This is a genomic window from Caballeronia sp. TF1N1 (genome assembly GCF_022878925.1).
In the GTDB taxonomy this organism is placed as follows: domain Bacteria; phylum Pseudomonadota; class Gammaproteobacteria; order Burkholderiales; family Burkholderiaceae; genus Caballeronia.
This window is the reverse complement of the sequence record NZ_CP084628.1, coordinates 845,413-857,707: the sequence shown is the minus strand read 5'-3', so window position 1 is coordinate 857,707 and position 12,295 is coordinate 845,413. Positions and strand designations below refer to the sequence as shown.

Here is a 12,295-nt window from a genome sequence, read left to right as displayed (position 1 = left end):
GCGCTTGCTTTAGCCAAAGAAAAAGCGCCCGCAATTGCGAGCGCTTTATTTATAGCGAGACTACCTGTTGCTTAGTGATGCGCAAACGTCGGGAACACGTCGGCTTGCACCGCACGCGAGCCGGCTTGCGCCGAGCCTTCAGTCGCACCGCCAAACGAGTTGCCTTGACCCGCAACGCGCGCTTCAGCAGCTTGAATGTCCGACGGATAGTGCGAGTCGCTCACGAAGCCGGGGTTATAACCGGCCTTTTCCAACTGAACGATCTGTTCGCGAACTTCGGCGCGCGTAAGCGGTTGGTTCGATTGTGCGAAAGAAGCAACCGGTGCGGCGAAAGCGATGGCAACTGCTGCGATTCCAATGAGCTTGTTCATGATTGATACCCTCCAGCTTAGGTTTTTGGGGCTGTCGCTCACTTGGCATTTGCTCGTGTGCGACCGTTGAAGAGAGTTTAGTGAGTGCTTCGCTAAGGGTAAATACTTAATCCACGAAATCAGTTTTGGTGAAATCGCGACTAATCCAGGCCTGAAAACTCCAGTTCCTTAGCATCGACGGGAAATTGTTTAGCGCATCGCCTATAAAGTAAGCAGGACGTTGTCCACGACACATCATGCCAAATGGATCGAACGTTCGGTTTGCAAAGGAGGCAATGCCTTGAAGCGAATCGTGGTCGTTGGGGCGGGTTTTGCCGGACTATGGAGCGCGCTCGCCGCCGCGCGCAAACTCGATGAATTGCAGCAACCAGCGGATCAGGCCGAAGTGGTCGTCCTCAATCCGCAGCCTTATCACAGCGTGCGCGTGCGCAACTACGAGCAACCGCTCGATCCCACGCTCGTGCCGCTCGACGGCGTGTTCGGTCCGACCGGCGTGCGCTTCGTCCAGGCGACCGCGCACACGGTCGACAGCGCGAATCGGCGCGTCATGTTCACGCGGGAGGACGGAGACGGTTCGCTGGAATACGACCGGCTCATTCTCGCGGTAGGCAGCGAACTGGTACGCCCGGAAATTCCCGGGCTGGATCGCCACTCGTTCGACGTCGATACCTATGCGGGCGCCTGCAAGCTCCAGGCGCATCTGTCCACCTTGCCCGCATTGCCCGACTCGCCCGGACGCTATACGGCTGTCGTGATCGGCGCAGGCCTGACGGGAATCGAACTCGCGGCGGAATTGCCCGGCCGCCTGCGTGAGATCGTGGGCGAAGCGGATCGCGACAAGGTGCGCGTGGTGCTCGCGGATCGGTCGCCGAAAATCGCGCAATCGATGGGCGGCGCGCAAAGCGTCGTCGTTCAGGCCATGACCTCGCTCGATGTCGAGCTTAGGCCAGGCGTATCGCTGGAAGAACTCGACGGACACGGCGCTTCGCTTTCGGACGGCGTCAATGCCGATTACATCCAGGCATGCACCGTGGTCTGGTGCGGCGGCATGCGCGCCAACGCATTGGCGAGCCAGCTTCCCGTCGGACTCGATTCCATGGGCCGCGTGCCCGTCGATGCCTATCTGCGCGTCACGGGCGTTCCCGGCGTATTTGCGGCGGGCGATTGCGCACGCGTGCTGATCGACGGCAAACGGCCTTCGGTCATGTCGTGTCAGCATGGCCGTCCGATGGGCCGCTACGCCGGCAATAACGCCGTCTGCGATTTATACGGAGAAGAGATGCTGCCGTTGCAGATCGACTGGTACACGACGGTCTGCGACCTGGGCCCGTGGGGCGCGGTCTATACGGAGGGATGGGAACGCAAGCTGGTGTCGGAAGGCGAGGCCGCCAAGGCGACCAAGCGCACGATCAACGGGGAGCGGATCTATCCGCCGAGGAGCGGCTGCCGCGAAGAGTTGTTCCGGGCTGCCGCGCCTATCGTGCAGACGCCGCCATCGACGACACGCGCCGATTCATGATCGTGGCGATGAGGGCAGACAGCACGCCTCATCGCCACTGAAGCATCAAACCTTGTCGACCGATGCTTCGTAGATCTCGTCGATGGACTCGCCGAGCGTCGCGTTGAACTCTTCGTCGCTCATCGACTTCTTCAGTTCGTTGATAAGCGCGCGCGAGAAGCTCGCGATCATGCCGTGGTTCTTCGCCAGACGCTGGCATGCGTCGGTGCGCGTATAGCCGCCCGAAAGCGCCACCACGCGCACGACACGCGGATGCTCGATCAGCGGCGCGTAGAAGTCCACTTCATCGGGGATGGTCAGCTTGATCATCACCTGACTGGATTCCGGCAGCGCGTCGAGACCTTTCAGCAATTCGTCGCGCAGAATCTTTTCCGCACCCTTCTTGTCCGTGCTCTTGATGGACACTTCGGGTTCGAGAATGGGCACGAGACCGTGTCCGATGATCTGATTGCCCACTTCGAATTGCTGCTTCACGACTGCGGCGATGCCCTTTTCGTTCGCGTCCTTGATGACCGAACGCATCTTCGTGCCGAAGATGCCGAGCTTCACGGCGCGTTCCAGCAGCGCGTCGAGGCCGGGGTTCGGCTTCATGACCTGAACGCCGTCGGCTTCTGCTTCGAGGCCCTTGTCGACCTTGAGGAACGGCACCACGCCACGGTCTTCCCACAGGAACGCAGGCACGGACTTGCCATTTGCCTGACCGTCCATGGTGGCTTCGAAGAGAATGGCGCCAATGACCTTTTCTCCCGTGAATGACGGCGCGGTGATGATGCGCACGCGCATTTCATGCATCAGCTTGAACATCTCGGCGTCGCCGTTGTAGGCGTCTTCTGCAATGCCGTACTGCTTGAGCGCGCCCGGCGTCGAACCGCCGCTTTGATCCAAGGCGGCGATAAAACCTTGCTTCTCCGCCATTTGCGACAGCATCTTTTCGTTAGCCACGAACATTTCCCTCCTCAAAGTTCAAACACCGGAACGCGCGCGAGCACGGCCCGGGCTTCTGGTTCCACTACGGTAAGTGTAATGGTTTTGAGGCGCGACTTGACTGTGCATATCCGCCATTTCCCCTGCCACACACTCAAATCGAGGAGAGAAAGGGCGACGCGGCAGGGCTTTTGCGGCTCGATCTGCTCAAGGCGCAGCGGAGTTGAAGTCCCCGGCGTTCACGGGTTCGACCGCGCGTGCGCTTCGCCCGAGCATGAATGCAGCGCGGCGCAGGAACGATGGCGCGCCTTGCGCCGCCATGGTTTCGAGGGTGGGTAATTCGGGCGCTTCTAAAACCGGCTGAGTTTGCGCCTGTAATTTTTCAGGCGCTGGCGCTTTGACGTTCAAGAGCGCTTCACGCGCATTTGCGCAATGCACGTTCAGCAAGCGACGCATTTCCGGATTTTCGATGAGTGCTTGCGCCGTCGCGAGACCGCGCTCGAATTGCAGCGCATAAGCGATATCGGCGAAATTCTCGTATTGACCGCTATCGGCCAGTTCGAACGCCAATTGCTGGGTGCGCTGGCGCTTCCATACTTCGAGATCGTCTTGGCCCGTACTCACATTGGCCTCTTCTTGGCGATGAGGTGGCAATGATGTTAGCCCGAGACCCGCGCGTTTGCGTTGTCCCGCCACAACAAGCAGACAAAAAGTCGGACGATAAAAGCTTGCCTTCCGTTACTTCCTTAGCAATGGCCAAAGATATTCTTAAGCGTGACTTTCGAGCGAACGAGCGTTCTTGCTCAAGAATCGCTAAGGAAATTACCAGGCACCGGCAAACGCCTGTATAGCGCGATTGAATGCGGCCGGGCTTGCCACGTTCATTCCGTGCGATGCCCCGGCAATAGTTTGCCGATCCGCGAATTCGATCCATTCCGCCAGCTTGTCGACGTTATTGCGGAACATGCGCGGGCTCTTTTGTCCGTCTATCAGCAAAGTGCGGCACTTGATATCGCGCGCGGCGTCGCGGGTATAAGCGGGCAAGGGATCGCGAAGTTGCTTCGGCACCGTAAGCGCGTTGTCTATCGCCATCCGTCGAAAAGCCGGCGTGCTCTTTTGCCAGAAGCCCGGCATGCTGACCGAGTCGACGAACAGTTCCAGCCCCGGCTCGATTTCGCCCATCTCGATGAGTTCCGCCACGCGCGTGCGCAACGCGTTGGTCGCGGGCGGCAAGCTGGCGGCCGCAGGCTGCGGCGAGACCTGGAGCGGTCCGCCCGGGTCCGCGAGCGTGAGCGTCTTCACGAGACGCGGATGTTCCCTTGCGAGATGAAACGCGACGCACCCGCCGCGCGAATGCCCGACCAGATGCACGGGTGAGATGTCGAGCGCCTCGATAAATTCCGCCATCTCCGCGACATGCGCTTCCCAACTGAATTCGCCCTGCACGAAGGCATCGACGGCGGGCCAGTAGTGACTGAGACTCGGCGCGATGCAACGAAACTGCCTGGCAAGCGGCAGAATCTGCGCGCTCCAGTAGCGGTAATCGCAGAGCGAACCATGCACGAACAGGAGCGGCTCGCCTTCGCCGCAATTCACGTAAGGCACGGAAATGCCGGACGCGGTCGTCGCGAAAGACGCTTCCGGCAAGGCTTGCAAGGCGGAGAGTACGGCGGGATCGGTACGGGCGTTCATTGATTCGCTCCTTTCCCGCACTATGCCGTCCGCCAATTTAAAAGAAAATCGCATAATATTGATAACATCGTTCAGATTTTCTGATACCAAGTCGTCATACACAGGCATGAAAGCACTCGACCTCGATGTCCTTTCCATGATCGTCGCCGTCGCGGACACGGGCAATATCAGCCGCGCGGCGGAACTCGTGCATCGCTCGCAATCGGCCGTCAGCATGCAGATCAAGACGCTCGAGACCGCGCTTGGCAAGGCGCTGTTCGTGCGCAAACCGCGCAGCGTGACGCCCACGCAAGACGGCGAAGTGTTACTGACCTACGCGCGCCGCATGCTCGCCTTGCGCGATGAAGCATGGGCCGCCGTCGTGCGGCCGGACGTGACGGGCCGCGTGGTGATCGGCGTACCGGACGACTACGCGTCGTCGCTGTTTCCGCCCATCCTCAAGAAGTTTTCGGCGACCTTTCCCAAGGTCGAGATTCAGGTGGTCGGCTTGCCGAGCGTGGCGCTTGCGCCGATGCTGAAAGACGGCTCGGTCGATCTGGTCTGCGCCACGCGCGTGAAGGGCCTGAGCGGCGAATTCCTGCGTCACGAGCCGATGGTTTGGGCCGCCGCGCCCGGCGCCACGGAAATCTGGCGCGAACGTCCCTTGCCCATTGCCGTGTTCCTGCCGGGCAGCGTGGCGCGCGAGAACGCCATACGCAGCCTGGAACGCGCGCGTATCGGCTATCGCACGTCGTACGAGAGCCCGAGTCTGCTCGGTCTTCTGACGATGGCCGAAGCCGGTCTTGCCGTCACGCCGCTTGCGAAGTGCGCTGTCCCCGCGCATTTCACGCTACTCGGTCAGGCGCAAGGGCTGCCGGAAATCGCCGCGCTCGAAGTGGTGCTGGCGCGCAGCGCGGCATCCAAACGGCCGCCTTGCGACTTCCTGGCCGAACGCATCATGGCCGAGTTGCGCCGTTGAGTGCGGCTTGGATGTCGCTGATCCTGCGTTCGGCCCACACCTTCAGAAGCCCATTCGATGCAACCAGCGGCATCGACGCCGCCATGATGCGATAGACATCGTTGCGGCGCACCTTAGTGATGCGCTCCGGGTCGAGCCATGCGTCGTTACGCGCCAGCAACACCAGCGTTTCCAGCCCGATCATGATCGGCCACAGGCACGCGAGCCGCAGCCGAATGGCGCTCGATGGAATCGCCATCGTGTAGGCCAGCGCGTCGCGATAGAGCGCGATGGTGGTTTGCAACAGCTCGTCCTGCACGGGACGCGCTTTATCGGACGCATCGGGCGCGAGCAGTTCTCGTGGCGCGATGCCATGACGCGCCAGCATCGACGAAGGCAGATAGCAACGCCCGATACGCAGATCGCGCGCGCAATCGCGCAGCACGTTGGTCATCTGCAGCGCCTTGCCGAAGCGCACGCCGCCCGCGAGCATGATATCCGGCGCGGCCTTGAGCGTGCCCGGCATATGCGCGTAGGTCATCTTCGTCCAGAACTCGCCCACGCAGCCCGCGACGAGATAGGTGTAGCGGTCCAGTTCGTCGAATTCACCGAGCGCCGCGATCTCGCCCGAGGTTTCATCCGGGAACGTGCGCAGGTCGAACTCCATGCCCGTTGTGAGCGTGGTCACGATATCGCGCACGGCATCGCGGTCGGCCTTGCTCAATTGCGGCAGGATGGCAAGCGCTCCGCCGAGCGATTCGAGCAGCGCGCGTTCATCCGCTTGCGCTTGCTGGCCCGCTACTTCGCCGGCTATGCGGGCCAGCGCGCCATCGTCCGGTGCGCCGTTGACTTGCGCGCGCAACGACAGCAGCAATTCCAGACGAAGTTGCGGCGCGATGAGCGACGTATCCGCGATGGTATCGGCGGCGCGCGCAAGCAGATACGCCAGCGCGACGGGGTCGCGCATGCCCGCCGGAAGAATCCGCAGCGTCAGATAGAACGAGCGCGAAACGCTCTTGAGAAGCGGGCCGAGGAGGACTGCCCGGGTCGATTGATTCATGAGTGGGATCAGAGAGCGCTCAAGCACGCGAGAGCGCATTGTATCCGGCTCAACGGTGCCGCTTGTGCCTTCGCCTCTTTGCGCGATGGTGCACGGGCATGGCGACAGCATCATGCGCCGATACACGCTCGATCACCACTTGCGCCGTACCCGCGTGTTGCAGGCCGAGCAATACCGCCGCCGCAAACGAAAGATCGATCACGCGGCCCTTCTGGTAGGGACCGCGGTCGTTGATGCGCACGACGACCGACCGCGTCTTCGCGGCATTGCTGACGCGCACGTAAGTGCCGAGCGGCAGCGTGAGATGCGCGGCCGTGAGCGCGTTCATGTCGTAAGCCTCGCCGCTCGCGGTGGGGCGGCCTTGGAAGGCGTCGGCGTAATAGCTGGCCATGCCGGTCTGGAAGGCATATGCCTTCTTGGCGTGCACATGCTTCGTGTGCGACACGGCCTTGTGTAAAGCATGATGCTTGCGTGCTGGCTTGACTGGCCGATGTGAAGTCCATCCGCACAGCAACACGCAAGCGCCGATGGACACGATCCAGGCCAATAGCCGGCGCGCATGAAATGCGCGGACCTGCATGGGCGATCTACTCCATGAGTTACCGATTCGTGGATCGGATCGCCCTTAACGCCCTCTGCTTTTTAGCGTTGACCTGCCTTCCTTGGATATGACGCTTCTTTACAGGACTACGTTTGCCTTACGATGATCATGATTCGTCATTCGAACTATTTCCAATCACAGCGAATCCTGTAGCGATTCCGCATGCGTCATCGGTTCGTCCTTTGTTTGCGGCATGAGCGCCCATACCGCCGCACGCAGATACGCCTCAAAGTCTCCGCGCACTTCAGGATGTTGCAAGGCCAGTTGTACCGTCGCCTTGAGATACCCGAGCTTGCTGCCGCAGTCGAAACGCGTGCCGTAGTAGCGATACGCCAGCACCTGTTCGACCGCGAGCAAGGAGCCGATAGCATCGGTTAGCTGAATCTCGCCGCCCGCGTTGGGCTTCGTCTTGCGCAGATGATCGAAGATGCTCGGCATCAGCACGTAACGCCCAACCACGCCGAGATTGGAAGGCGCAAGCGCGGGCTGCGGCTTCTCGACGACACCCGACAACTTAATGACGTCCTCTTCCCATTCGCGCCCTTCGATCACGCCATACGACGCGCTTTCCTCGCGCGCGATGCGTTCCACACCGATCACCGAGCTGTGATAGTGGTCGAATACATCGACGAGTTGCTTCATGACAGGCTCGGCGCCGTGCAGCAGATCGTCGGCCAGGATGACGGCGAATGGTTCACCGCCGACGAGCCGTTCCGCGCATAGCACCGCATGACCCAAGCCCAGCGCGGCCGGCTGGCGCACGTAGAAACAATCCACGTTGGCGGGCTTGATGCTGCGTACCGCATCAAGCAGAACCGCCTTGTTGCGCGCTTCCAGTTCCGCTTCGAGCTCATATGATTTGTCGAAGTGATCCTCGATTGCGCGCTTGCCCCGACCGGTGACGAAGATCATCTCCGTCATGCCCGCAGCAATGGCTTCTTCCACCGCGTATTGAATGAGCGGCTTATCGACCACTGGCAGCATTTCCTTCGGACTCGCCTTGGTGGCTGGCAAAAAACGTGTGCCGAGACCTGCAACTGGAAATACGGCCTTGGTCACTTTAAGCATGACTGCTCCTCCAGATCGAAACCGGAAAATTGATGTTGTCCCCGCGCTGTTTTTCTTGTGAATTCGCCCGCACTTGCGGCAGGCTTTTGGCGTTGCGCGCGTTACTCCGCTTCCTCCATCTGCGATGCCTGCGCATTGTTGGAGCCCTTCTTGCGGAAGGGATCGAGAGGGTCGTTGCGCAACGCGTCGCGGTACGCGGACGCCGCCACGAGTACCAGCAGCACGGCTATGCCGGCGACTGCATGCATATCCATGATCGACACCCATTCGCCTGTAGATGAGGGCTCACCGTAGCAGAAAAAAATCGATAAATAATTCGCCCGCTTTAAGCCGTTACGCTGCCTGTTTTCTTAAGAAATACACCGAATTTTTTGCTTAAGCATGAATTTCTTGCTGCTCTAACATGGGCCGATCCCTCCGGCTCCTTAAGGTTTAGCGATGAGCGACTCCCCGGCCTTCGACGAAAGCGGCATGGCGCTGCGCACTTCCGCGCGCAATTCGAACGCTATCGCCGACGATAAAGACGTCGCGATCAACGCATGGCGTGGTGTCGCCGCGTTGCTGGTCGCGTACTTTCATTGCAGGCAGGTTACGTGGGTCGGCATGCAGCAGTTTCATCGCGCCTCGCCCGCGTTCGACCTCAACGCGGTCGTCAGTTACCTCACGTTCCCTGTCGCCTGGGGATCGGCCGGTGTGCCGATTTTCTTCATCATCAGCGGCTATTGCATTCATCGCGCAATGGCGCGGCGCCTGAATGCCGACCCGCGCGCGCCGTTCGACGGCTTGAATTTTCTGCTACGGCGGTTCGTGCGGATCTATCCGGTTCTGATTGCCGCGCTGGTACTGACGTTCGTGCTGGATTCGCTTAGCGTCGGCTTTGATCCAATCAGCCGCAAGATCAATCCCTTCGATCTTCATGCTTTTCTCATCAATCTCTTTTCCTTGCAGGGAATCGCGGGCAAGACGTTCGGCTCCAATGGCGCCTTATGGACGCTCTCCGTCGAGGTGCAGTTCTACCTCGTATATCCGCTCGTGATTGCATTGCGGAGGCGAATCGGAATGCCGGCGGTCGTCGGCCTTGTCGCTGTCGTCAACATCGTGTCGGCGCTCGTCTTCGAGCGCCAGCAGATCGTAATCTTCACGTCCTACTGGCTTTCATGGATGCTTGGAGCATGGATCGCCGAAGCGAAAGCGCGCAACGTGCGCGCACCGAGGCGCTCGGGAGTCGTGGCGGTTGGCATCGCACTATGCGGATGCGCTGCCTTCGGGCTTGCGCAATATCTGGCGTTTCAGCTTTGGGCGCTGGCGTTTGCCGTTTATTTGTTTGGCGCACTGGATCGGCCCATGCGGGAAGGCGGCCCAGTGCGCGTGTTTTCCGTGCTCGGCGAGTTCAGCTTCTCGCTTTACGTCGTGCATCTGCCCATTTTCGTGCTGCTTGGGTCCGTGCTTTTTCATTCGGTCTTGCAAACGGGCATCTGGGCCTCGTTTGCTTTTACCGCCATTGCCGTTGTGGTTGCCGCAGCGTTCTATGCGCTTGTCGAGCGACCCGCCATGGCCTGGGCCGCAAGATTGAAACCTGCGAAGACACGCGTTCGCATTGCGCGTTGATAAAGCGCCAATAAAAAAAGCCGCCTCGAAAGGCGGCTTGATCGAAGTTCGAGTACCTCAGCTACGCTCGCGCTTCTTCGCCTTTGCCGCCACGTCTCCGAGGATTCTCTCGACGCTCTCGACATATCGCTCGGTCCCGAATCTTTTCGTTGCGTGTACGAAGCCGCTTTCGGTCAGACGGTCACGAAGCGGTGAATCGCCCTTGAGGCGATCCAGTATGCGCGCCAGTTCGGCGGCATCCCCGGGAGCGCAGAGCAGGCCGTTCTCGCCATCGTCGACGATATCCGTCACGCCGCCCGCACGCGTCGCAACAACGGGCCGTTTCGACAACATGCCTTCGATGATCACGCGGCCAAACGGCTCCGGCATGATCGACGTATGCGTGACCACATCGACCGCCTTCATGCACGCCGCAATGTCATCCTGAAAGCCGAGAAAATGCACGCGGTCCGCAAGCCCGTGTTCGAGTACGAAAGCACGCAGCTCGGCCTCGTACTCGTGTTCTCCAAAAAGCGCCGCGCCAACCAGAACGGCATGCATCTCCGTGCATTCGCGCAACGCTTCGAGCAGTACATGCTGACCCTTCCAGCGTGCAAGACGGCTAAAGCATCCGACGAGAAACGCATCTTGCGGCAAGCCGAACCGTGCTCGCAACTCATGCTGCGCCACCGTTTCGATGCTAGTGAAAGGCTCCGCCGATATGCCGTTGAACACGACATCGAGCCGCTCCTCGCGCAAACGCGTGAGCGCCGTGACCGCGGCCGCCGATGCCGTCGAATTGGCGATGACATGTTCGAGCATGAGCTTGGTGCACCACTTGATGATGGAAAGCTGCGTGCGCCCGAAGTGGTCCTCGCTCACGATATCGCGCAGATGCCACACCACGGGGCGCCGCGAGATCAGGCCGGCGATGGCGCCGATCACCATCGCGCGCTGCGTGTTGACGTAGATGACATCGGCATTGCGCGACTTTTCGAGCGTGCCGCGCAGGAGCTTGACGACGCCGCCCACCATGCCCGCGCCGGGACGCGTCATGCCGTCCTTGCGAACATTACCGAGCGCTTTGCCGTCGAGCACGTCTACCTTGATGCCCACCGCTTCCAGCGCAATGCGAAACGGACCATCGTCGAAGAGAACCGTCTGCACGTCGCCACGCATGTTCTTCACCACTTCGAGCATGGAGAGTTCCGCGCCGCCGAGCGAGCCGCTTTGATCCACGGCAAGCACGCGCAAATCGCTCTTTTCTTCGACCTGAACTTCGGGCTCTGCCGGCAGCGGAGGAAGAACGAAGCGCGGCGCCACGCGTGCGACATGCGCATGGAACTGTTCCCTGAAACGCGCGTTGGAAAAGCGCTCTGCGTTCTTGCGACAGTCGGCTGGCTTGAACGTCACCGTGCCGTCTTCGAAGGCCTCGACAGCATCCACGATGGCGTCCGCCGACTGCTCCTGAAAGAACATGCCCGTGGGCTCGGCCTCCGACGCATCGCGCACGGTTTCCAATGCGCCGCCCTTGCCATAGGCAATCACTGGCGTGCCGCACGCTTGCGCTTCGACCACCGAGATGCCGAAATCTTCTTCCGCCGCGAAGACGAACGCTTTCGCGCGGCGCATCTTTTCGTGCAGCACGGAGAACGGCTGATACCCCATGATGCGCACGTTGGGCGTAGCCTTCGTACGAATCTTCGCCATGTCCGGGCCGTCGCCGATCACGACGAGCTTGCGCTCAGGCATCTGCGCGAACGCCTCGACAATCAGATCGATCTTCTTGTACGGCACCATGCGCGACGCCGTTAAATAAAAATCGTCCTTTTCCTCGCACACGTTGAACGCGGCGACATCGACAGGAGGAAAGATCACTTGCGACGAACGCCGATAAACCTTGTGGATTCGCCGCGCAATGAAAGCCGAATTAGCGATGAAATGATTCACCGAATTCGAGGTACGTATGTCCCAGCTGCGCATGTAATGCAGCGCCATGCGTGCGATCAGCGACTTCATGCCCGCAGTGAGATTCGACTGCTTGAGATACTGATGTTGCAGGTCCCATGCGTAGCGTATGGGCGAATGCACGTAACTGACGTGCACCTGATCGGGTCCTGTCAACACACCCTTCGCTACCGCATGGCTGCTCGACAGAATGAGGTCGTAGCCGGACACGTCAAGCTGTTCTATCGCGAGCGGCATGAGCGGCAAATATGCGCGATAGCGCTTCTTCGCGAATGGCAGCTTCTGGATGAACGAGGTCTTCGCCTGCTTGCCGCGCAAGAACGTTCTGTCTTCGAGGAAGTCGACGACGCTGAAAATATCCGCGTCCGGAAAGCACGCGATCATCTGTTCCAGCACACGCTCCGCGCCAGCGTAGGTCACGAGCCAGTCATGCACGATAGCGATACGCGGTACACCGTTCGCACGCGCGATACTGCGCTCGCGACGCGGCACCGGCGTCATGGCTGGCGCCGGCTCGTGCAGGAAATGACGCGCTTTCGCGCTCCCCATGAACGCGTCTTCGATATTT

At 60.4% G+C, this 12,295-nt stretch carries 12 protein-coding genes; 3 read left to right on the top strand and 9 right to left on the bottom strand.

The features are described from left to right. Nucleotides 1-71 precede the first annotated feature (71 nt). Nucleotides 72-371: a DUF4148 domain-containing protein gene (locus tag LDZ28_RS24605; protein ID WP_244829995.1), complete on the bottom strand. Its 300-nt coding sequence runs from the start codon at nt 369-371 to the stop codon at nt 72-74. 280 nt (nt 372-651) lie between these two features. Here LDZ28_RS24605 and LDZ28_RS24600 point away from each other — a divergent pair, with 280 nt between their 5' ends. Next, complete coding sequence (locus LDZ28_RS24600; protein ID WP_244829994.1) at nt 652-1,890, top strand: NAD(P)/FAD-dependent oxidoreductase; 1,239 nt, start codon at nt 652-654, stop codon at nt 1,888-1,890. 45 nt (nt 1,891-1,935) lie between these two features. Here the strand turns inward: LDZ28_RS24600 and LDZ28_RS24595 are convergent, their stop codons facing one another. From LDZ28_RS24595 to LDZ28_RS24585, 3 genes are all read right to left on the bottom strand, one after another. Beyond that, nucleotides 1,936-2,838, bottom strand: coding sequence for a fructose bisphosphate aldolase (locus LDZ28_RS24595; RefSeq protein WP_284503973.1), 903 nt, complete (start codon nt 2,836-2,838; stop codon nt 1,936-1,938). A gap of 183 nt (nt 2,839-3,021) precedes the next feature. Continuing rightward, nucleotides 3,022-3,438, bottom strand: a complete 417-nt coding sequence (locus tag LDZ28_RS24590) for a hypothetical protein (protein WP_244829992.1) — start codon at nt 3,436-3,438, stop codon at nt 3,022-3,024. A gap of 198 nt (nt 3,439-3,636) precedes the next feature. Beyond that, nucleotides 3,637-4,506 carry an alpha/beta fold hydrolase gene (locus LDZ28_RS24585; protein ID WP_244829991.1) on the bottom strand — a complete coding sequence of 290 codons (870 nt, stop codon included), beginning with the start codon at nt 4,504-4,506 and terminating at the stop codon, nt 3,637-3,639. 106 nt (nt 4,507-4,612) lie between these two features. On the opposite strand from LDZ28_RS24585, the gene LDZ28_RS24580 reads away from it, so the two are divergent. After that, nucleotides 4,613-5,464, top strand: coding sequence for a LysR substrate-binding domain-containing protein (locus LDZ28_RS24580; protein WP_244829990.1), 852 nt, complete (start codon nt 4,613-4,615; stop codon nt 5,462-5,464). Here LDZ28_RS24580 and LDZ28_RS24575 read toward each other — a convergent pair. The 4 genes from LDZ28_RS24575 to LDZ28_RS24560 form a co-directional block, all read right to left on the bottom strand. Beyond that, nucleotides 5,442-6,503 carry a phytoene/squalene synthase family protein gene (locus LDZ28_RS24575; protein ID WP_244829989.1) on the bottom strand — a complete coding sequence of 354 codons (1,062 nt, stop codon included), beginning with the start codon at nt 6,501-6,503 and terminating at the stop codon, nt 5,442-5,444. The two genes, LDZ28_RS24580 and LDZ28_RS24575, sit on opposite strands and share 23 nt — an antisense overlap. Nucleotides 6,504-6,552: 49 nt before the next feature. Then, nucleotides 6,553-7,083 (bottom strand): septal ring lytic transglycosylase RlpA family protein, encoded by a 531-nt coding sequence (locus LDZ28_RS24570; RefSeq protein ID WP_244829988.1) that lies wholly within the window; start codon nt 7,081-7,083, stop codon nt 6,553-6,555. A gap of 156 nt (nt 7,084-7,239) precedes the next feature. Next, nucleotides 7,240-8,172 carry a UTP--glucose-1-phosphate uridylyltransferase GalU gene (galU, locus tag LDZ28_RS24565; protein ID WP_244829987.1) on the bottom strand — a complete coding sequence of 311 codons (933 nt, stop codon included), beginning with the start codon at nt 8,170-8,172 and terminating at the stop codon, nt 7,240-7,242. A 101-nt stretch (nt 8,173-8,273) separates the two neighbouring features. Beyond that, the gene (locus LDZ28_RS24560; RefSeq protein WP_244829986.1) at nt 8,274-8,426 is read right to left on the bottom strand and encodes a hypothetical protein; all 153 of its coding nucleotides are present in this window, start codon (nt 8,424-8,426) and stop codon (nt 8,274-8,276) included. A 217-nt stretch (nt 8,427-8,643) separates the two neighbouring features. Between LDZ28_RS24560 and LDZ28_RS24555 the strand changes: the two genes are divergently transcribed. Further along, nucleotides 8,644-9,780, top strand: coding sequence for an acyltransferase (locus LDZ28_RS24555; RefSeq protein WP_244831031.1), 1,137 nt, complete (start codon nt 8,644-8,646; stop codon nt 9,778-9,780). A gap of 57 nt (nt 9,781-9,837) precedes the next feature. On the opposite strand, the gene LDZ28_RS24550 is transcribed toward LDZ28_RS24555, so the two are convergent. Further along, entirely contained in the window at nt 9,838-12,276 is a 2,439-nt protein-coding gene (locus tag LDZ28_RS24550; RefSeq protein ID WP_370652267.1) for a glycosyltransferase family 4 protein, read from the bottom strand. Nucleotides 12,277-12,295 lie beyond the last annotated feature (19 nt).